Origin of the sequence: Qipengyuania sp. (genome assembly GCF_964227205.1) — a bacterium.
Classification (GTDB): domain Bacteria; phylum Pseudomonadota; class Alphaproteobacteria; order Sphingomonadales; family Sphingomonadaceae; genus Qipengyuania.
The window spans coordinates 317,758-337,960 of the sequence record NZ_CAXQVB010000002.1; the positions used below are offsets into that span (position 1 = coordinate 317,758).

Consider the following 20,203-nt stretch of genomic DNA (forward strand, 5'->3'; position numbering starts at 1 on the left):
AAAAGGGCGGTCCCTCGCGGGGCCGCCCTTTTTCGTTAGCGAAGTGCGGCCCGGCTCAGGAACCGAGGTTGGCCGAGAGGAACTCGTCGATCTTGACCAGCATCTCCTTGCGAGCAGCGCCATCGTGCAACGAGTGAGCCAGACCTTCGTATTCGACATACTCGACGCGCTTGCCAGCGCTCTTGAGTGCCTTCTCCATCTGGCGCGACTGTTCTACATCAACGTTGTTGTCGGCAGTTCCGTGCACGAGAAATACAGGTGCCGAAAACGCTGCCACGTTGCGCATCGGGCTACCGTGGTCGAGGTGAGGCCCATCTCCTACGAATTTCTGGACCAACCTGTAACTGCTCGTGTTGCGCTCTTCGTCGAGCAGCTGCCGCCAATCCGCGACTGGCGCAATGGCCACCACTGCCTTGTATAGATCCGCATCAACGACTTGCGACTGCAGAGCCGCGTATCCACCGTATGACCAACCCACGATCGCAGTTTTGTCAGGGTCGGCGATTCCCTGAGAAATCAGCCATCGGCCTGCGTCATTCACATCCCCGATGGCAGTCTGCCAAGCTTTCACGCCATTCTTGCCGAACCATTCCTTACCGTAGCCCGCTGACCCACGGAAATTTGGCTGAAGAACCGCATACCCGCGAGCAGCAAAAAACTGCACAAGCCAATCGAAGCCCCATTCGTCCCGGGAGGAAGGCCCGCCGTGAGGCATAACGATTGCCGGGACATTCTTCCCGTCGGATCCGACCGGCAATGTGAGATAGCCTGGAATGCGAGTGCCGTCTGCGGCCGGAAAGGTCACCGGCTTCATTTCCGCCAACTTCCGTCCATCGGTCGTTTCGCGAACGGGGAGCAAGGGATTCAGCTGGTTGGTGTCACGATTGAAAAGATACAGCATCCCGGGGTCTACGTCTGACGCTGCGATCAACAGCAACTTTCGTTCGTCTTCGCTCGCACCGACAAAGTTGATGAGGGGTTTACCCGGGAGGGCATTGCCAAGTGCAGCGGCAAGATCTCTGAGCTCGGTGTCGAAATATTTCACGAGCCGCTTCTCGGTTGCGAAACTTGCGCCGATCACCCGCTGCCGTCTCCCGATGGTTACAAGCCCGTCGACGTCCGCGCCCTCGGCGCTGAGCAGCAGAGTCTTCGTCTGGCTACCGTCCAGCGCGATCGAGTAGAGATTGGTAAACCCCTTTTCTCCGTAATCGAAACCGATAGCGACGTTGCGCATCGCGTCGACCGCGTATGGTTCGAAACCATCGACCGTCTGGCTATCGATTTCCGCCCTCGAGAGCGGCTGCCAGCGCTGCGAATCCCGTTCGCGATAAAAATAGGCGACAGTATCGCGAGCATAGCCGCTGGGGCTAGCGTTGAGAGTGCCCTTGACCCGTACTGCACCTGCGTCATCGGCAATATACGCAATAGCATCCTCATCCGGAGACTCGACGCTCTTTTCCTTGCCCGTGACGACGTCATGCGACACGACGCCAAGTCCTGCTTTCTGGTTTGCGAGTCTCGTGTTCAGTGAGCTTTCCTTGGTATAGCTGCGTGTGACGAGAACCGAGCTGTCATCGCCCTCGGCATTGAGCGAAACGATCCCACCACCGTAGTAGATGTTCCCAAGTGCACGCATCGAGGCACGCCCCTCGATGACGTCCGGATCGGTACCGTCGGCGTTCACGGAAATCATCCGGCTCGCGCCAATATATTGCCCGATCGACTGGTCCTTGCGACGCAAATAGGTCTGGCAGACGAGACGCTCGTCTGTGATCCAGTTGCAGTAAGCAAGATCACTCATGGGGTCGAGCGCAGCCATCGCTTGTTGGGGTGGCGTACCTCTTTCCAGGTCCACTGTGTACAAAGCCTCGCCGCCCGCACCGACATTGCCGACATACGCCAGCTTTGTGCCCGACGGAGATAAGCTGACAGAGAATACTGTCTGTCGCGCCCCGAACACCGTTGCCACCTCTTCCGCAGTCTCGGCAGAAACCGGCGCGCCAACCGCGCAAAGAGAAACGACCGCAACGCCTGCTAGAAACTTATTCATTGATTTCGACCCCTGATATCCAAGTAGGCCGAAGCCTACCGATACCAAGTCGCAGTGCAACCTCGCAAAGTCATTATAACAGGATTACCTGAGGAAATTGGCCGGAAAGTTGTCAATAACGACCCGCAATCTGCAACGACTTCCAGACCATCGCCACGATCGCTACGGTAATCGCGCCGCCCCAGAACCAGTACGGCAGGAACAGCGCATCGGCGATGCGGCCAGTGTCCGACAGGGCGACATGCCCGCCGACCACGGCACCCGGGCTGAACAGGTAGCCAAGGTCCTGGTAGACCGCGACCGCACCCTGCACGCCGAGGAACTCGACGGCGATGCGCTGCAATTTCGCGCTTCCACGAGCGGCAATATAGAGCGCGGCGGCGGCAAAAGCGGGAAGGACGATCCAGCCGGCGACCGAGCGCACCCAGATCAGCGTGGTCACGAGCAGCGCGGTGCCGAGCGCAAACAGCGCGATCCGGGTAGCGCGGCGGGAGCGCGAGGCGATGATCATGGCGCATCCGGCCATGCTCGGTCCGAGCAGGCCGGCCGCCGCGACGATGGCCTGCGCCACCCCCCACAATCCACCCGAATTCTCGGCATAGCCCGACCCGTTGGCGAAGATCACGAGCCGATGGAACTCGGCCCCGAACAGCGCAGCGGTGAAGCCATGCGCCATTTCGTGCCACCAGGTCGACAGCAGGGTGAACGGCATCAGTGCCAGCGTCCCGATTTCGGTCTGCCAGGCGATGATGGTGAGCACCGCGAAGGCGACGATATAGGTCTGTTCGCGTTTGACGACCGGCTTCATCTCGTCCTCCGCATAGGGCAGCCCCCATTTCGCGGGGACCACGAGCGGCTGGGTATTCTTTTCCATTGGCTCAGCCTATCGCCGGGCTCGCCTAACGCAAGTAATCGCTGCGAAAATCGCTTGCGAAAGCAGCGAAGCGCCCTTCGCCGATGGCGTCGCGCATCGCCTGCATCAGCTGCTGGTAGAAGGCGATATTGTGTTCGGTCATCAGCATCGCGCCGAGGATTTCCTGGGACTTGACGAGATGGTGGAGGTAGGCGCGCGTATAGGTGCCGCAGGTATCGCAGGTGCAGCGATTGTCGAGCGGTTCCTGGTCCTCGGCGAAACGCGCGTTGCGCAGATTGATCGGGCCGTTCCAGGTGAAGGCCTGTCCGTTGCGGCCCGAACGGCTCGGCAGCACGCAGTCGAACATGTCGACCCCGCGCTCGACCGCGCCGACGAGATCGTCGGGCTTGCCCACCCCCATCAGATAGCGTGGCCGATCGGCGGGGAGCTGGCCGGGGGCGAAATCGAGCGTGGCGAACATCGCTTCCTGCCCCTCGCCCACTGCGAGCCCACCGATCGCATAGCCGTCGAATCCGATCTCGGTGAGCTTTTCGGCGCTGACCTTGCGCAATTCCTCGTCGAGCGCGCCCTGCTGGATGCCGAACAGTGCCGAGCGCGCTGCGTGTTCGCCGCCCGCATCGAACCCATCGCGGCTGCGCTTCGCCCAGCGCATGCTCATTTCCATGCTCGCTGCGATCTCGTCGCGCGGACGGTCGGCGCGCGGGCATTCGTCGAAGGCCATGACGATGTCGCTGCCGAGCAACCGCTGGATTTCCATGCTGCGTTCGGGCGTCAGCATGTGTTTCGATCCGTCGATATGGCTGCGAAACTCGACTCCCTGTTCGGTGAGCTTCCTGAGGTCGGACAGGCTCATCACCTGGTAGCCGCCGCTGTCGGTCAGGATCGGACGGTCCCAATTCATGAATTTGTGCAGTCCGCCAAGCCGCGCGACGCGCTCCGCACCGGGGCGCAGCATCAGGTGGTAGGTGTTGCCGAGGATGATGTCCGCACCGGTCTTGCGCACCGTCTCGGGCTTGAGCGCCTTGACCGTCGCCGCGGTGCCTACGGGCATGAAGGCGGGGGTGCGGATTGCGCCGCGCAGCATCTCGATGCGGCCCGTGCGGGCAGCGCCATCGGTGGCGTTGATGGTGAAGGCGAAACGTTCGGTCATGATCAGAAGCCGTAGATCAGCGTCGCCCGGGTCAGCGTGTCGGTGGAGACCTTTCCGGCGGGTGGATTGCTGTCGTAGTCGAGCTGGTAGGACATCCGGGCGCGCAAGTGGTCGCTGACGACGAAGTTGAGCCCGGTCACGAGATTGATCGAGGTGTTCGCGCCGTCGATCAGAACCACGGCTTCGCCGCTCGTCTCGGCGACCGCGCTTGCGTCCTGTGTCAGCGTCAGCCGCTCGAACATCTTCCAGTCGAAATCGAGCCCGGCGAGGGCGGCGATCCGGCTGTCCTTCCGCCCGTCGGTATAGTCGGTGACGCGATAGGCAGGACCGGCCTTGAGCGACAGGCTGAGGCCGTCCCTGTCGAGCACCTGATAGCCAAGCCCTCCGGAGATCGCATAGCGCGCGTCGACCCCCTGGATCTGGTCGCGCTCGTACTGCGCCAGACCATAGGCAAAGACGTTCTCGTCGAACTGCCAGCGCGGTTCATAGGCGAGGAACAGCTGCTCGCGGCTCGTGACGCCATTCTGCCGCTGGTAGTCGAAGCGGGCGCGCAGGCGGTGCGACCAGTCGATCCCCTCGCGCTTGAGCTTGAGCCCCGCGGTGACGCCGACGGTATTGCTGTTGCCGCTCGACTGGAACCCGCCGAGTTCGCCCTCGCCCTTCCACAGGTCGAACAGGCCGGCATTGCGGATCGTCTGCTCCCTCTTCTTTTCCGCGTCCGCCTGTCTCGCCGCGAGCGTCGTTGCGAAAGCTGAAGCAACCGCATCGATTTCGGCGGCGTCGTCGGGCCAGGTCTTGCGGGCAAGGTCGAGCACGGTGGCGACCTTCGTCTTGTCACCCGTCGCCAGCGCGGCGTCGATCATCGCCCGCGCGCCTTCGGGGAGTTCGGCCTGCGCCGGAACGGCAGCAGCGGCCAGCAGGAGGGGAGGAAGGAGCAGGAATAAACGCATCGCTCGCGCCTAGCGTCTTGTGCGCCCCCGCGCCAACCCGCAATCGTATGCGAAGGCTCAGGCGCGCAACCGCCAGCCCGTGCGGAAGATATAGGCAATCACAGCGACGCATATCGCCAGGAAGCCGAGCGTGATGGTGAAACTGACCCGGATATCGACGTCGGCCGAGCCGTAGAAGGTCCAGCGCAGCCCGCTGACGAGGTAGACGATCGGGTTGGCGAGCGCGATCGTGTCCCATGGCTTGGGCAACATCTCGATCGAGTAGAAGGTCCCGCCGAGGAAGGTCAGCGGGGTGAGAAAGAGCATCGGAATCATGTTGAGCTTTTCGAAATTGTCCGCCCAGATACCGAGGATGAAGCCGAACAGGCTGAACGCCGCGGCGACCAGCATGACGTAGACCAGAGCCAGCAGCGGATGCGCGATCGAATAATCGACGAACAGCCGCGCGGTGACGAGGATGATCGTGGCGAGGATCAGGCTCTTGGTCATTGCCGCGCCGACGAAGCCGATCAGCGTCTCGGCCACGCCCACCGGCGCGCTCAGCAGTTCGTAGATCGTGCCGGTGAAGCGCGGCATGTAGATGCCGAAACTGGAATTGTTCGTGGTTTCGCCGAGCAGGGTGAGCATCAGCAGGCCGGGGATGATGAAGGCGCCGTAATCGACCCCGCCGAGGTCGGGCATGCGCCCGCCGATCGCCGCGCCGAAGACGATGAAATAGAGCGAGGTGGTGAGGACGGGCGCGAGCACCGACTGGAAGGCGGTGCGCAGAAAACGCATAAGCTCGCGCGTGTAGATCGACCATGTAGAGCGCCAGGAAATCATGCCGCGCCCTCCCTTTCGCCGAGCAGCGACACGAAGATATCCTCGAGGCTGCTCTCGCGCGTGTCGATGCCGGTGTAGTCGATGCCGGAGCCAATCAGCGCCTTGGTCAACTCGGCCACTTCGGCCTTGCCCTTTCCGGTGCCGTCGCCGCCGCGATAGCAGAGCGAGGTGCCACCCTCTTCCAGCTCGACCGGGAAGCGGGCGATTTCGGGAGGGAGCACCGCAAGCGGCTGCGCCAGAGTGATATGCGCCTCGGTCCGCCCTAGCCGCGCCATCATCGCGTCCTTCTCGTCGACCATCAGCAGCTTGCCGCGATTGATGATGCCGACGCGGTCGGCCATCATCTCGGCTTCCTCGATATAGTGCGTGGTCAGGATGATCGTCACCCCGCGGCTGCGCATCTCGTCGATGATCGCCCACATGCCCTTGCGCAGTTCGACGTCGACGCCCGCGGTCGGCTCGTCGAGGAACAGCAAGTCGGGTTCGTGCGCCAGCGCCTTGGCGATCAGCACGCGGCGCTTCATCCCGCCCGACAGCGCCATGATGCGCTCGTCGCGCTTGTCCCACAGGCTGAGCGACCGCAGGATCTCCTCGATCCGCGCCGGATTCGGCGACAGGCCGAAGAGGCCGCGCGAGTAGCTGACGGCGCGCTTCACCGGCTCGAACATGTCGGTCGAGAGTTCCTGCGGCACCAACCCGATGCGGCTCCTCGCCCGGCGCCAGTCGCTCGCCATGTCGTGCCCGAACGCGCGGATCGTGCCGCCGGTCGGCCGTACGAGGCCGCAGACCGCACCGATCAACGTGGTCTTGCCAGCCCCGTTCGGCCCGAGCAGCGCGAAAATCTCGCCCTTGCGGATGGTGAGGTCGACATCGTCGAGCGCCTTCAGCCCGCCGGGATAGACCTTCGACAGGCCGCTGAGTTCGAGAATCGGATCCACATGTCTCTAGCTAGCGGCGATCCAGTTGCCGTGAAAGCCCGGGGGGATGAGGTGGGGGATATGCACCGATGCGACCGGCTCGAGGCTCATGGCATCGAGGATTTCCAGCGCGCTGGTGCCTTCGTTGCGGTCGATGACATAGCCCATCACCCAGCCATCGCCTTCGGGCGCATCGTTGCTGCGCGGAACGAAGACGAACTCGCCGGGAATGCGGCCCTCGCCGAAATCGCGCTGCACGCGCTCGCCCGTGGCAAGGTCGTGGCGGTAGAGCGGCATGGGCGCGACGAATTCGAGGTCGCCGTCTTCGGGCAATCCCATCGCCCACAGGTAGCGATAGTCCTTCGTGAAATAGCGTTCGTCGGGGCGCGGGAATTCCTGCCCGGCCGGATCGAGCGTCTCGCGCGCGACCTTCCCGCCCTTGCCGTCGAGCGTCCAGCGCTCGAGCCCCAGCGACTTGCCGTAAGGTCCTGCCATCTCGCCGTCGAAAATCGTCTCGTAGGCGCAGAGATCGATGACCACGCGGCCGGCGTCGTCCTCGAAACTGTTGCCGACGTGGAAGACGTAGCAGGGATCGACCTCGTGCCAGACAACCCGGTCGCCCGATCCGCCGCGCGGCAGCAGGCCGACGCGGGCGCGGTGCGCGCGGTTCCAGCGATAGGGAAACTTGTGGCCTGCAATCAGCGCCTGCATCGAGAAGGTCACCGGCAGGTCGAGGATGACGACGAAATTCCCGGTCAGCGCGCAATCGTGGATCGAGGGCCCGTCCTGCACGGCGATCGGCGTTTCGCGCAGCACGCGCCCCGCGCTGTCGAGCGCCACGTGGCGGATCGTGTCGGTCGACATGCCGTCATAGCAGATCGCGTGGAATTCGCCGGTCGTCGGGCAATGATGCGGGTGCGCGGTGAAGGACCCGGTCAGCCCGCCGCCGAAGTCGGAATAGGCGACGCTCTCGAGATCGCCATCGAGTTCGACGGGGAAGCTGCTGGCCTCGACCAGCGCCATGATCCTGCCGCCGATGTCGAGGACGTTGGTATTCACCGTATCGCCGAAACCCCGGCGCGGGCCGCCGACTGCCGCAGGGCCGCCCTTCCCTTCGAGATCGCGCGAGCGGATGAAACGGTTGCGGTACCACTCGGCCTTGCCATCCTTCAGCCGCACGCCGTGGACCATGCCGTCGCCGACGAACCAATGGTGCCCCCTGCTTCCCGCGCCGAAGGGGTTCGGGCCGATGCGGACATAGCGACCATCGAGTTCGGACGGAATGTTGCCGGTCACTTCGAGCCGATCGAGGGTGACCTCCTCGGTCAGCGGCGTGTGGACCCCCTTGAGGAAGGGATTGTCCTGCGGCCCGGGCAGGCGGGCGCGGTTGAAACTGGCCACGGCCTGGATCGCCGGTGTGACGGCCTTGCGGATGGTTTTCTCGATGACACTTGCCATGACCGACTCGCTCCGGTTAAAGTGAACGCTGTAAACATAGGGTCAAAGATAACAGTGTCAACATCGAACGAAGCCTATCATCACGGCAATCTGCGCGATGCGCTGATCGCGGCAGGGCTGAACGCGCTCGAGGGCCCCCAAGGCAAGGCACCTTCGCTGCGCGAACTCGCGCGCGAAGTGGGCGTCTCCGCAACCGCGGTCTACCGGCACTTCCCGGACAAGCAGGCGCTAGACAAGGCCCTGGCGAATGAAGGACTGAAGCTGCTCGGCAGCCAACAGGCCGCAGCGGCGAAGATGGCAGGCGGCGGCGCGGCAGGTTTTGCCGAGACGGGCCGTACCTATGTTCGCTTCGCGCTCGCCCACCCGGCGCTGTTCCGGCTGATGTTCACCCAGGGTCACCCGGTCGACGCGAACGACGGCCCCGACGACGCGCGCGCACTTCTGACGGCGAACACGCAGGCACTGACAAGCGATCGCGAACGCGCGGAGACGATGGCGCTACAGGCGTGGTCGATCGCGCACGGCATCGCGATGCTGATGCTCGACGGGCGCATCCCGGCGGACGACGCCCTGATCGACCGCCTGCTCGATACCGAAAACCTGTTTCCCTGATCAGGGCAGCAACAGCGAGGAATCGCCGTAGCTGTAGAAGCGGTATTCCTCGGCGATGGCGTGTTCGTAAGCCGCCATCATCCGCTCGCGCCCCATCAGCGCGCTCACCAGCATCATCAGCGTCGATTTGGGCAAGTGGAAATTTGTCATCAGACCGTCGACCGCGCGGAAGGTATATCCCGGCGTGATGAAGATGGCGGTGTCGCCCGCAAATGGACGGATCACGCCATCCTCTCCCGTCGCGCTTTCGAGAAGGCGCAGGCTGGTTGTGCCGACCGCGATCACCCTCCCCCCGGCGTCGCGCGCGGCATTGAGCCGCTCGGCGGTTTCGGGCTCGATCCGGCCCCATTCGGCATGCATCGCGTGGTCGTCGGTATCCTCGGCCTTCACCGGCAGGAAAGTCCCCGCACCGACATGCAGCGTGAGCGTCTCGCGGCTAATGCCAGCCTTATCGAGCGCCGCGATCAGCTCCGGCGTGAAATGAAGCGCAGCGGTCGGGGCGGCGACGGCGCCGTCTTCCACCGCAAACATGGTCTGATAATCCTCGCGGTCGCGCTCGTCTGTGTCGCGCTTGCCCGCGATATAGGGCGGCAGCGGCATGCGGCCCGCGCGTTCGAGCAGGACCTCGACCGGCTCCTCCCCCTCGAAGAACAGCACGAAGCTGCCATCGGCAAGCCGCTCCTCGGCGATCGCGGTCACCCCGCCACCGAATTCTGCCGTATCGCCGACGCGCAACCGCTTGGCATTGCGGACGAAAGCCTGCCAGCGCCTGAGGTCGATGCGCTTGTGCAATGTCGCGCCGATCTTCGCCTCGCCGCGTCGTCCCTCGAGCTGGGCGGGGATCACGCGCGTATCGTTGAACACCAGCACATCGCCCGCGCGCAGCAGCTGCGGCAGGTCGCGCACGCCGCGATCCTCGAAGGGGCCATCCTTATGCACGACGAGCATGCGCGCGGCGTCACGCGGTCGCGCAGGGCGCAACGCGATCCGTTCGGGCGGCAGTTCGAAATCGAAAAGATCAACGCGCATGACGCGGATCTCGATTGTCCTGAGCGTGTCGAAGGGCCTTCATCGCGCCGCCCCTAGTCCGGGTGCGGCGCGATGGAAAGTCAGTTCCCGAGCGGCGCGTTGAGGTCGTCGGCCGAAATATCCTCGTCGGCAACCCGCGGCGCGGGCATCGTCGGCACCGGCTTGTGGTCGGCCGCGATCGAGGCCTGCAGGATCCGCGTCGGATTGGCGGGCGGCTCGCCGCGCTGGATCGCGTCGACTGCGGCCATGTTCGCAATCACGCGCCCGAAATTGGTGTAGTTGCTGTCGAGGTTGAAGCGCGGATAGAAAATGATGAAGAACTGGCTGTTGGCGCTATCCTCGCTCGCGGCGCGCGCCATCGAGACGGTGCCACGGACATGCGGCATCGGATTGAACTCCTGGGCCAGGTCGGGGAGCTCGGACCCGCCCGTGCCGGTCCCGGTCGGATCGCCGGTCTGGGCCATGAAGCCGTCGATCACGCGGTGGAAGATCACCCCGTCGTAGAAACCCTGCCGGGTCAGCGTCTTGATCCGCTCGACGTGACGGGGGGCCCAGTCGGGCTTCAGTCGGATCGCCACGCGCTGCCCGTTCGAGAGGTCGAGCAGGAGGATGTTCTCGAGATCTTCCTCGACGTTGAAATTGACCGGCGAGTAGACCCGCGTATCGGCGGCGGGCTCGGCGGCCGCGGCCTCGTCCTGCGCCTGGACGGCAAAGGGCGTCGCAGCGAGGGTCAACGCGGCGGCAAGGGCAAGCGAAGTCTTGAGCATCGTCATTCCGTAGCAATGTCCTGGATGGCGGACCGTCTAGCGAGGGGTGACTGTCCGTTCAATGAATAGGTTGGTATGGGCCCCTCAGCCGCCCTTGCCCCCGAGCTTGCGCACGCGCGCCTCGACATCGTCGCGCACGCTGGGAGTGACAAACTTGTCGATCGGACCGCCGTAGAGCGCGATTTCCTTGACCAATCGGCTGGCGATCGGCTGCAGTTCGACATCGGCCATCAGGAAGACCGTCTCGATCCGGTCGTTGAGCTGCCGGTTCATCCCTGTGAGCTGGTATTCATATTCGAAATCGGTCACTCCGCGGATCCCGCGGATCACGATCCCGGCATTCATTTGCTCGGCGAAATCCATCAGCAGCGAATTGAAGCCGACCACGCGTATGCTCTCGCAATCGACCCCGGCGACCTCGCGTTCGACCATGGCGATACGCTCGTCATCGTCGAACATCGGCGATTTCGCGATATTTGTGGTGACCCCGATGATCAGCTCGTCAACCAGCTTCGCCCCGCGCTCGATAATGTCCATGTGGCCGAGCGTGATCGGGTCGAACGTGCCCGGATATATGCCGATGCGGCGGGCCATCAGTGGTCCCTCCTGACGATGAAATGCGCCAACTCGACGAGCAGCCGCGCGTCCTGGCCATGGCCGGCGAGATGGCGCCCTGCCTGTTCGACCAGCATTTCCGCCTGCGCGCGCGCCTGATCGGCACCCATCAGCGTGACGAAGGTCTGCTTGCCCTGCCCCGCGTCCTTGCGCAGTGCCTTGCCAGCCTTCGCCTCGTCCCCCTCGATATCGAGCAAATCGTCGGCGATCTGGAAGGCGAGCCCGATGTCGCGGGCATAGGCACGCAGATGCGTCCGCCCCTCGGGCGGGACCCTGCCCAGCACCGCGCCCATCTCGACGCTGGCGGCAAGCAGCGCGCCGGTCTTGAGCTGCTGGAGTCGGGTGATCTGGCGCAGGTCGTAGGCTTGCTGTTCGGAAACGATGTCCATCATCTGCCCCCCGGCCATACCCTCGTGGCCGCTGGCGCGGGCGAGTGTCGCGACCAGTTCGGCACGCACGAAGGGGTCGGCGCTGGTATCGGGTTGGGTCAGAATGTCGAACGCGAGTGCATGCAGGCAGTCGCCCGCGAGCACGGCGGTCGCCTCGTCGAACTTGCGGTGGAGCGTCGGCTTGCCATGGCGCAATTCGTCATCGTCCATGCACGGCAGGTCGTCGTGAATCAGCGAATAGGCATGGATCGCCTCGACCGCGCAGCCGACGTTGACAGCCGCGTCGCGGTTGACCCCGTAAAGTTCGGCGGTTGCCACGACGAGCAAGGGCCGCACACGCTTGCCACCGCCAATCGCGGCATAGCGCATCGCTTCGACGAGCCGCGCCCGCGTGTCCCGCGGTACCGGCAGGAAGGCGTCGAAGGCACTGTCGACCTCTCCCTGGATCCGTTCGAAGGCATCGCCAAGCAGGTCGGGCATGGTCGTCATCACGCTCACGCGGGATTGCCCGCGTCGAACGGCTCGGTGCCCGCCGGCTTGCCATCGGCGCCCTGGACGATCTTCTCGATCCGCGCCTGTGCCGCATCGAGCCGCGCCTGGCACGCCTTGCGCAATTGCTCGCCGCGCTCGTAGAGATCGATGCTCTCGTCGAGCGGCACGTCGCCGCTTTCGAGCCGGCGAACCACACTTTCAAGCTCGCGGAGCGCCTGTTCGAAGCTCATGTCCGGAATCTGTGACTGTTCCTCTGCCATCGCGGGCAAGCATTGACGGCCCGCCTGCGCGCGGTCAAGTAAACCCAAAAGGGGGACGGGCAATATGACGTGGATTGTCGCCGTCGGGGTCGCCGCACTGGTTTTTGGCGGGCTCGACGCCGTGTGGCTGAACTGGGCAGGGCCCAATTTCTACCGCCCCAGGCTCGGCGCGCTGCTGGCGGGCGAGTTTCGGCTTGTCCCCGCGCTGGTCTTCTATTGCGCCTATATCGCCGCGATCGTCTGGTTCGCCGTGCGCCCCGGCATCGCCGGGGGGCTCGGCACGGCGGCGCTCAATGGCGCGCTGCTCGGCGCGATATGCTACGCCACCTACGACCTGACCAACCAGGCGACGCTGCGCCACTGGTCCACCACGGTGACAATTGCCGATATCGCCTGGGGCGCTTTCGCCACCGCCATCGCGGCCAGCGCCGCGACCCTTGCCGCAAACCGGTTCGGCTGAGCCATGTTCATCGGTCACTTCGCCCCCGCATTCGCGGCGCGCGCCATCACCGACGAGGCGCCCAAGCTGGGCACGCTCTTCCTCGCGGCGCAGCTTGTCGACTGGGCCTTCTTCCTGCTGGCGATCGTCGGAATCGAAAAACTGCGGCTGGTCCCCGGGATCACCACGATGAATCCGCTCGATCTCTATCACATGCCCTATACGCACAGCCTGGCAGGGAGCGCGATCTGGGCGATCGGCTTCGGAATGGTGATCTGGCTGGTCACACGCAATCTCGTCGGCGCGACCTGGGGGGCGATCGTGGTCATGAGCCACTGGCTTCTAGACCTGCTGGTCCACCGCCCCGATCTGACCATCGCCGGGGGCGAAACCAGATACGGCCTCGGCCTGTGGAACGCCCCCTCGATCGAAATGCCGCTCGAAATCGGCATCGTGCTGCTCGCCTATTGGTTTTACATCCGCCGGACGAAGGGTCCGCTGGTTCCCCCGCTAATCCTGCTTGCCGCGCTGCTGTTGTTCCAGGCGATCGACTGGTTCGGCGCCAAGCCCGCCGCAGCAGGGATAGGCATGTATCTCCTGGCGCTCGCGAGCTACGGTTTCCTCACCGCATTGGCGATCTGGGTTCAGTCGACACGATGGCATAAAAACAAGGTGGGACTGGCGGTTCCGAGCGTGCGGCGCTAAGCGCGCGCGCATGGCAACAGTCGAATCCGCGATCACCCCCGAAGTCGTCTCCCAGCACGGCCTCAGCCCCGAGGAATACGAGCGCGTCCTGCACGCGCTGGGAAGGGAGCCCAATCTGGTCGAGCTGGGAATCTTCTCGGTCATGTGGTCGGAGCACTGCTCCTACAAAAGTTCGCGCCTCCACCTGAAAAAGCTGCCGACCGAAGCGCCCTGGGTGATCTGCGGTCCCGGCGAGAATGCCGGGGTCATCGATATCGGCGATGGTCAGGCGGCGATCTTCAAGATGGAGAGCCACAACCACCCGAGCTACATCGAGCCCTATCAGGGGGCGGCGACCGGCGTCGGCGGGATCCTGCGCGACGTCTTCACCATGGGCGCGCGCCCGGTGGCCAATGCCAATGCGCTGCGCTTCGGGCGCCCTGAACACCCCAAGATGAAGCATCTCGTGCAGGGCGTGGTTGCCGGCATCGGCGGCTACGGCAATTGCGTGGGCGTGCCGACCGTCTGCGGCGAGACCAATTTCCACCCCGCCTATGACGGCAACATCCTCGTCAATGCGATGACGGTGGGCGTCGCCGATGCCGACAAGATCTTCTATTCGGCGGCAACGGGTGTGGGCAATCCGATCGTCTATGTCGGCTCGAAGACCGGCCGCGACGGGATCCACGGCGCGACCATGGCCAGCGCCGATTTCGAGGAAGACGCCGACGCGAAACGCCCCACCGTGCAGGTGGGCGACCCCTTCACCGAAAAGCTGCTGATCGAAGCCTGCCTCGAACTGATGGCAACCGATGCCATCGTGGCGATCCAGGACATGGGCGCGGCGGGCCTCACCTCCTCCAGCGTCGAAATGGCGACCAACGGCAAGGCCGGCATCCGCCTCGACATGGACAAGGTGCCGTGCCGCGAAGAGGGCATGACGCCCTACGAAATGATGCTGAGCGAAAGCCAGGAGCGCATGCTCATGGTGCTGAAGCCCGGCAAGGAAGCTATGGCAGCCGCCATCTTCGAGAAATGGGAACTCGATTTCGCGGTCATCGGCGAAGTTACCGACACGCAGCACATGGTGCTCGAATTCGGTGGCGAGGTCGTCTGCGACATTCCGCTCGGCCCGCTCGCTGCGGACGCACCCGAGTACGACCGCCCCTATCTTTCCAAGGAGGAATACACCGAGTGGGCCGGCATCACGCCGATGACCAACCGGCCCGATAGCGACGATGTCGGCGGAGACCTCCTCAAGCTGCTCGTCTCGCCCAACCTCTCCTCGCGCAAGTGGATTTCCGAGCAATACGACAGCCAGGTCGGTGCGGACACGCTGCAGACCGGCGGCGATGCAGGCGTGGTCAGGGTCCACGGCACCAAGAAAGCGCTTGCGATCAGCACCGACTGCACGCCGCGCTACGTCCACGCAAACCCCTATGAGGGCGGCAAGCAGGCGATCGCCGAGGCCTATCGCAACCTGTGCGCTGTCGGCGCGCGTCCGCTGGCGGTGACCAATTGCCTCAACTTCGCCAACCCGCAGCGTCCCGAGATCATGGCGCAATTCGTCCATGCGCTCGAAGGCATGGGCGATGCCTGCCGCGCGCTCGATTTCCCGATCGTCTCGGGCAACGTCAGCCTTTACAACGAAAGCAAGGCGACCGGCGGCGGCTCGGCCATCCTACCCACCCCGGCCATCGGCGGCGTCGGGCTGATCGACGATTACGATCGCATGATGACGATGCCCTTCAAGGCCGAAGGCGAGGCGATCTACCTCATCTGGCCCGAGGAATGGGCCACCCCCGACCCCGAACGCTCGCACCTCGGCAAGTCGCTGTGGCTCGCCGAGATCCACGGCCGCGACGAAGGGCGCGCCCCGCCGGTCGATCTGACGCTCGAGAAGAATGCCGGCGAAGGCGTTCGCGAACTGATCGAGGCGGGCCTCGTCAGCGCGGTCCACGACGTTTCCGACGGCGGGATCGCCGTGGCGCTCGCCGAAATGGCGATGGCGGGCGGCATCGGCGCCGAGGTCAAGCGCAACGAGGACTACACGCAAGCGCAGTGGTGGTTCGGCGAGGACCAGGGCCGTTATGTCATCACCGTGCCCGATGCCGAAGCCTTCAACGCCTATCTCGCCAAGGGTACCGAAAACGAGGACACTGCGCGCGTCGGCTTCTTCCGCCTCGGCACCACCGGTGGCGACAGCCTGTTCGGCGTTCCGGTGAACCGCCTGCGCGAGGCGCACCGCAGCTTCTTTGCCGAATGGATGGAGGCCTGAGCCATGGCGGCGGGCTATTCGGGCACGCCGCTGGCGAAGAAGCTCAGCCTGCGCGACGGGCAGCGTGTGTGGTTCGACGCCATGCCGGAGAGCGTGCAGGACGAGATCGGCGAATATGCGCTGGAACTGACTTTCGTCGCCGGTCCCGAAGAGCGCCCCGACGCAGCGCATATATTCGTCACCGAGCGGGCCGCGATGGAAACCAAACTCGCGACCTTGCGCGAAACGATGGCGCGCGACGGGCACATCTGGGTGAGCTGGCCCAAGAAAGCTTCGCAAGTCCCGACCGACATTACCGAGGACACGATCCGCGAGGTCGCTCTGCCGCTGGGCCTTGTCGATACCAAGGTCTGCGCCGTGGACGATATCTGGTCCGGGCTGAAGCTGGTCATACGCAAGGAATTGCGCTGACCGCAATTCCCCATTGCGCGCCGGCAATTGGCGCCTAGAATCGGCATGGGTCGCGCTCGTCTACGGGGGAGATGTCGGCATGACCAAACGGATATGGCTGAAGCTTTGTGCAGGGGCGGCACTCGCTGTCGGCGCCGCAAGCGGGGCCGTGGCACAAATGTACGAGAAGATCACGCTGGTTAATTCGACCGGCTACACGATTTCCGAGATCTACATTTCGCCCGCATCTTCGCTCGGCTGGGAAGAGGATGTGCTCGCTTGGGACGTGCTCGAGGACGGGCAGGAATTCGAACTCGATTTCCGGCGTTCCGAAAATACCTGCGATTGGGACCTGAAAGTGGTCTACAACGATGGCGAAGAGGCTGTCTGGGACGGGCTCGACCTGTGCGAGGACTGGCACTTCGAGCTTTTCTACAATGCACGCACGGGGGATACCCACCTGACCGCTTCGCATTGACAGCCTGCATACGCTAGGGACGGTCTCATGCGCGATCATGAAGCCCTACCCTATTCGCTCCCCGTCCTCCCCGACACGCAAAGCATCGCGCGTGCGCGATCCTTGCGCGACCGGCTCAGGCAGCGGCGTACCTGCCGCGAGTTTTCCGACAGGCCGGTTCCCCGCGCCGTGATTGCAGCAGCGATCGAGGCTGCCGGGTCGGCACCCAACGGGGCCAATCACCAGCCCTGGCATTTCGCGGTAGTATCCTCCCCCGACGCAAAGCGCGCGATCCGCGAGGCGGCGGAGGAGGAAGAGCGCAAGTTCTATGCGGGCAAGGCGAGCGAGGAGTGGCTCGAGGCGCTCGCTCCGCTCGGGACGGACGAAGACAAGCCGTTTCTCGAAACCGCCCCCTGGCTGATCGTGGTCTTCGCGCAGCGCAAGGGCGGGATCGAAGAGGATGGCCGGACACAGAACTACTATGTCAACGAAAGCGTCGGAATGGCCTGCGGCCTGCTGATCGCGACGCTCCACGAAGCGGGGTTGGCGACGCTGACCCACACGCCCTCGCCGATGGGTTTCCTGCGCGAAATATGCGGCAGGCCCACTCACGAAAAACCGTTGATGATTGTAGTCGTGGGGCACCCCGCCGATGGCGCCACCGTTCCCGCCCATGCGCTGAAAAAGAAGCCGCTCGACCAGATCGCCAGCTGGCTCTGAAATCAGGCGGCGGCGGCCAATTCGGTGTCCCGCTCCTGCGCGAGCAAGTCATAGGGGTCGATGCCCTCCTCTCGCCAGACACGGTGGCATTCGCGATACCAGTCCGGCTCGGGAATGTTCAACTCGGCCCGTGCCTGTTGCAGGTCTTTCTCCAGCAGTTCGCGGATCGACAGGCCGACCAGCGGCGGGCAGGCCTTGCCGGTGCGATGCGCCTGGCGCACCGCCTTCATCACCGGTGCCGCGCTCTTGACCAGCTTCTTGAGATGGATCGACCCGGCATAGCCGAGCAGCAGGTGGCCCTGGCTCGGCGCCTGTCCATGGGTGAACAGCAGCACGCACTGCTCGCCCAGCGCGTCGCGACCATATCCCGTCAGCACATGCATCAGGTCATGCGTATCGCGCTGGCGGAATCCGAACCACTGGATGAGATCGTCATAGGTCGGGCGTTCGGCCTTCTCGAATTCCTCGACCAGACCGGCGGCTGACAGCCCTTCGCGTTCCATGAAATCGCAATAGGCCTGCGCCACCGAACCTTCAGGAAGCCGGCGCAAGGCCGCGTGATCATCGAGAATCGGCGGCAGGAAGGGTTCGCTCGCGCGCAGCGCCTCGCCCTGCGGGCTCAGCGTCAGGGCGCGGACGCGGGGAATGAACCGGCCCGAAGGCAGCGCGTCATAGATCTTGAAGACCTCGGCGGTGTTTTCCTTGTCCTTGAGAAGCTCGCGGAAGTGCTTCAGCGCGGTCAACGGGCGATAGCGCGCCTTGGGGCGCCGCGGATGACGCAGCGGCGTCCCGTCGCGGGCGGTTTCCAATCCTGAGAGGGCGTGTGTGCTGCTGGTCATGCGTCGGGTCATAGCATATCGGTCCTTAACAGAAACCGACATGGCGCGATTGGAAATGCGCGCCACCCGATCAGGCGCGGAAATCCTCGACCCATTCGCTTTGCGGAATGCCGAACAGCTTGAGCACGGCCGTCAGGTCTCGGCCCGCGATACGGCCCGCGGCCGCCGCGCGAGCCTTCGGCTTGGCGCGATAGGCGATACCGTAGTCGGCCGCTTCGATCATGGGGATGTCGTTGGCCCCGTCGCCCGTCGCCAGTACGCGCGCGCCTTCGCCCAACAGCGCGCGTTCCTCGACCAGCGTGGCAAGCTTGGTCGACGCATCGCTCACCGGCCCGGCGAGCCCGCCGGTCAGCTTGCCGCCGGCGACAGCCAGGCGATTACCGACAACCCGCTCGAAACCGAGCGATTCGGCCACCGGGTCGGCGAAATGATGGAACCCGCCGGTTACCAGGACCGTACGGCAGCCCTTGCTGCGCAAGGTGGCCACCAGCGTCCGCGCGCCCTCGACGGGACGGATCCGTTCGCTGAGGCAGCGTTCGATCGCACCTTCCTCGAGGCCTTCGAGCAGCCCGACGCGTTCCTTGAGCGCGCTCTCGAAATCGAGTTCACCGAGCATCGCGCGTTCGGTGATTGCGGCAACCCGATCCTTGATCCCTGCGAAATCGGCAAGCTCGTCGATGCACTCCTGCCCGATCATGGTCGAATCCATGTCCGATACGAACAGGCGCGGCGCCTCGATCGCGTGGTCGGCGATCAGCAGGTCGCAGTCGCCGAAATGCTCGTCGAGGATGGCGCCAAGCCGCGCCCGGTCGCCATGCGGGAGCGAGAGCTGGAGTACGTCGCCGCAGAAATCTAGCATTCCAGCCATCGCCACGGGCATGTCGGCTTGCGAGGCGGCAGTCATCGCTGCTTCGAGCCGTGTTTCCACGGCGTCCATGTCTGCTATCAGCCGGGCAATGAGCACCAGGAATCCTCCCGAAAAAAAGCCGGTCGCGCTCATTGCAGGGCCGACCGCAAGCGGCAAGAGCGATCTCGCGGTGCAGCTCGGCGAGCGGCTGGCCGCCGAGGGGCGGCAGGGCGTGGTGATCAACGCCGACAGCCAGCAGGTCTATCGCGACCTGCGCGTGCTCTCCGCGCGGCCGAGCGAGGACGAGATGCGCGGGATCGAACACAGACTGTTCGGTTCGTGGGATGGTGGCGAAGCCTGCTCTGCCGCCGACTGGGCCGCTGCCGCCAAGCGCGCCATCAGCGACGTCCATGCCCGCGGCGGCGTGCCGATCCTGTGCGGCGGGACAGGCCTCTACATGCGTACGCTGCTCGACGGGATATCGCCTATCCCCGCAATCGACCCCGCCATACGCGAGGTGGTGCGCGCGCTCACTGCCGATGAATTGCGCGAATGCCTGCTCGAGGAAGACCCCGAGGCCGCCGGTCGGCTCGGTCCGCGCGACATCCAGCGCATGGCGCGCGCTCTCGAGGTGGTGCGCTCGACCGGCAGACCGATGGTCCACTGGCAGGATCGGCAGACGGGCGGCATCGGCGGCGAGATCACGCTCTATCCGCTGGTGCTGCTGCCCGAGCGGGAGTGGCTCTACGCGCGCTGCGACCTGCGCTTCGAGATCATGCTGGACGAGGGCGCGCTGGCGGAGGTCGAGACGCTGCTGGCCCGCGATCTCGACCCCACGCTTCCCGTTATGCGTGCGATCGGCGTGCCCGAAGTCGCCGCGCTCCTGCGCGGGGAAATGTCGCGAGCCGAGGCCATCGCGGCAGGACAGACCGCCACCCGGCAGTATGCCAAGCGCCAATACACCTGGTTCCGCAACCAGCCCCCTGCCGACTGGCCGCGCGTTGATAACAAATCTATTGGCCAGCACGATTATTTTGTTTCTTTATTTCGCCACGACGCTTGACCGCGTAATTCATCGCGCGTATTTCGAGTGCAGTCGGCCCGGCGCTCCAGACCCCAGCGCCGGGCCGATTTGTGTCTGTCAAACGCCCCGAACGGGTCGGA

22 protein-coding genes are annotated in these 20,203 nt (G+C 64.5%); 8 read left to right on the plus strand and 14 right to left on the minus strand.

Annotated features, from left to right (window positions below; genetic code table 11):
* Positions 1 to 55: 55 nt before the first annotated feature.
* The 7 genes from ACEQZ0_RS03475 to ACEQZ0_RS03505 form a co-directional block, all read right to left on the minus strand.
* Entirely contained in the window at positions 56 to 2,050 is a 1,995-nt protein-coding gene (locus tag ACEQZ0_RS03475) for an alpha/beta hydrolase family protein (protein ID WP_370188435.1), read from the minus strand.
* Positions 2,051 to 2,162: 112 nt separating this feature from the next.
* Positions 2,163 to 2,924, minus strand: a complete 762-nt coding sequence (locus ACEQZ0_RS03480) for a M50 family metallopeptidase (RefSeq protein WP_370188437.1) — start codon at positions 2,922 to 2,924, stop codon at positions 2,163 to 2,165.
* A gap of 25 nt (positions 2,925 to 2,949) precedes the next feature.
* The gene (gene tgt / locus ACEQZ0_RS03485) at positions 2,950 to 4,074 is read right to left on the minus strand and encodes a tRNA guanosine(34) transglycosylase Tgt (RefSeq protein ID WP_370188439.1); all 1,125 of its coding nucleotides are present in this window, start codon (positions 4,072 to 4,074) and stop codon (positions 2,950 to 2,952) included.
* Positions 4,075 to 4,076: 2 nt separating this feature from the next.
* On the minus strand, positions 4,077 to 5,024 hold the full coding sequence (locus tag ACEQZ0_RS03490) for a DUF481 domain-containing protein (protein WP_370188441.1): 948 nt from the start codon (positions 5,022 to 5,024) through the stop codon (positions 4,077 to 4,079).
* A gap of 57 nt (positions 5,025 to 5,081) precedes the next feature.
* On the minus strand, positions 5,082 to 5,846 hold the full coding sequence (locus ACEQZ0_RS03495) for an ABC transporter permease (protein WP_370188443.1): 765 nt from the start codon (positions 5,844 to 5,846) through the stop codon (positions 5,082 to 5,084).
* On the minus strand, positions 5,843 to 6,784 hold the full coding sequence (locus ACEQZ0_RS03500; RefSeq protein ID WP_370188445.1) for an ABC transporter ATP-binding protein: 942 nt from the start codon (positions 6,782 to 6,784) through the stop codon (positions 5,843 to 5,845). Before ACEQZ0_RS03500 ends, ACEQZ0_RS03495 begins: the two co-directional genes overlap by 4 nt.
* 6 nt (positions 6,785 to 6,790) lie before the next feature.
* Positions 6,791 to 8,221 carry a carotenoid oxygenase family protein gene (locus ACEQZ0_RS03505; RefSeq protein WP_370188447.1) on the minus strand — a complete coding sequence of 477 codons (1,431 nt, stop codon included), beginning with the start codon at positions 8,219 to 8,221 and terminating at the stop codon, positions 6,791 to 6,793.
* Positions 8,222 to 8,275: 54 nt separating this feature from the next.
* Between ACEQZ0_RS03505 and ACEQZ0_RS03510 the strand changes: the two genes are divergently transcribed.
* Positions 8,276 to 8,833 carry a TetR/AcrR family transcriptional regulator gene (locus ACEQZ0_RS03510; protein ID WP_370188449.1) on the plus strand — a complete coding sequence of 186 codons (558 nt, stop codon included), beginning with the start codon at positions 8,276 to 8,278 and terminating at the stop codon, positions 8,831 to 8,833.
* Here the strand turns inward: ACEQZ0_RS03510 and queA are convergent, their stop codons facing one another.
* The 5 genes from queA to ACEQZ0_RS03535 all read right to left on the minus strand — a co-directional run bounded on the left by queA (position 8,834) and on the right by ACEQZ0_RS03535 (position 12,385).
* Positions 8,834 to 9,862 (minus strand): tRNA preQ1(34) S-adenosylmethionine ribosyltransferase-isomerase QueA, encoded by a 1,029-nt coding sequence (queA, locus tag ACEQZ0_RS03515; RefSeq protein ID WP_370188451.1) that lies wholly within the window; start codon positions 9,860 to 9,862, stop codon positions 8,834 to 8,836.
* A gap of 80 nt (positions 9,863 to 9,942) precedes the next feature.
* Complete coding sequence (locus ACEQZ0_RS03520; RefSeq protein WP_370189915.1) at positions 9,943 to 10,629, minus strand: peptidylprolyl isomerase; 687 nt, start codon at positions 10,627 to 10,629, stop codon at positions 9,943 to 9,945.
* Positions 10,630 to 10,713: 84 nt separating this feature from the next.
* Positions 10,714 to 11,226, minus strand: a complete 513-nt coding sequence (coaD, locus tag ACEQZ0_RS03525; RefSeq protein WP_370189917.1) for a pantetheine-phosphate adenylyltransferase — start codon at positions 11,224 to 11,226, stop codon at positions 10,714 to 10,716.
* Entirely contained in the window at positions 11,223 to 12,122 is a 900-nt protein-coding gene (locus ACEQZ0_RS03530) for a polyprenyl synthetase family protein (RefSeq protein WP_370189919.1), read from the minus strand. The genes coaD and ACEQZ0_RS03530 overlap by 4 nt, the downstream gene beginning before the upstream one ends.
* Positions 12,123 to 12,127: 5 nt before the next feature.
* Entirely contained in the window at positions 12,128 to 12,385 is a 258-nt protein-coding gene (locus ACEQZ0_RS03535; protein ID WP_370188453.1) for an exodeoxyribonuclease VII small subunit, read from the minus strand.
* Positions 12,386 to 12,449: 64 nt separating this feature from the next.
* Here ACEQZ0_RS03535 and ACEQZ0_RS03540 point away from each other — a divergent pair, with 64 nt between their 5' ends.
* The 6 genes from ACEQZ0_RS03540 (at position 12,450) to ACEQZ0_RS03565 (ending at position 17,353) form a co-directional block, all read left to right on the plus strand.
* Positions 12,450 to 12,845 carry a DUF2177 family protein gene (locus ACEQZ0_RS03540; protein WP_370188455.1) on the plus strand — a complete coding sequence of 132 codons (396 nt, stop codon included), beginning with the start codon at positions 12,450 to 12,452 and terminating at the stop codon, positions 12,843 to 12,845.
* 3 nt (positions 12,846 to 12,848) lie between these two features.
* Positions 12,849 to 13,529: a hypothetical protein gene (locus ACEQZ0_RS03545; protein ID WP_370188457.1), complete on the plus strand. Its 681-nt coding sequence runs from the start codon at positions 12,849 to 12,851 to the stop codon at positions 13,527 to 13,529.
* A gap of 10 nt (positions 13,530 to 13,539) precedes the next feature.
* Entirely contained in the window at positions 13,540 to 15,786 is a 2,247-nt protein-coding gene (gene purL, locus ACEQZ0_RS03550; protein ID WP_370188459.1) for a phosphoribosylformylglycinamidine synthase subunit PurL, read from the plus strand.
* A gap of 3 nt (positions 15,787 to 15,789) precedes the next feature.
* Positions 15,790 to 16,197, plus strand: coding sequence for a DUF3052 family protein (locus ACEQZ0_RS03555; protein WP_370188461.1), 408 nt, complete (start codon positions 15,790 to 15,792; stop codon positions 16,195 to 16,197).
* Between the two features lie 79 nt (positions 16,198 to 16,276).
* Positions 16,277 to 16,654 carry an argininosuccinate lyase gene (locus ACEQZ0_RS03560; protein ID WP_370188463.1) on the plus strand — a complete coding sequence of 126 codons (378 nt, stop codon included), beginning with the start codon at positions 16,277 to 16,279 and terminating at the stop codon, positions 16,652 to 16,654.
* 27 nt (positions 16,655 to 16,681) lie between these two features.
* The gene (locus ACEQZ0_RS03565) at positions 16,682 to 17,353 is read left to right on the plus strand and encodes a nitroreductase family protein (protein WP_370188465.1); all 672 of its coding nucleotides are present in this window, start codon (positions 16,682 to 16,684) and stop codon (positions 17,351 to 17,353) included.
* Between the two features lie 2 nt (positions 17,354 to 17,355).
* Here ACEQZ0_RS03565 and ACEQZ0_RS03570 read toward each other — a convergent pair whose 3' ends face one another.
* Together ACEQZ0_RS03570 and serB are read right to left on the minus strand one after the other, a co-directional pair.
* The gene (locus ACEQZ0_RS03570) at positions 17,356 to 18,192 is read right to left on the minus strand and encodes a Coq4 family protein (RefSeq protein WP_370188467.1); all 837 of its coding nucleotides are present in this window, start codon (positions 18,190 to 18,192) and stop codon (positions 17,356 to 17,358) included.
* Between the two features lie 70 nt (positions 18,193 to 18,262).
* On the minus strand, positions 18,263 to 19,129 hold the full coding sequence (gene serB, locus ACEQZ0_RS03575; RefSeq protein WP_370188469.1) for a phosphoserine phosphatase SerB: 867 nt from the start codon (positions 19,127 to 19,129) through the stop codon (positions 18,263 to 18,265).
* 19 nt (positions 19,130 to 19,148) lie between these two features.
* Here serB and miaA point away from each other — a divergent pair, with 19 nt between their 5' ends.
* Positions 19,149 to 20,102, plus strand: coding sequence for a tRNA (adenosine(37)-N6)-dimethylallyltransferase MiaA (gene miaA / locus ACEQZ0_RS03580; protein ID WP_370188471.1), 954 nt, complete (start codon positions 19,149 to 19,151; stop codon positions 20,100 to 20,102).
* Positions 20,103 to 20,203: the final 101 nt, after the last annotated feature.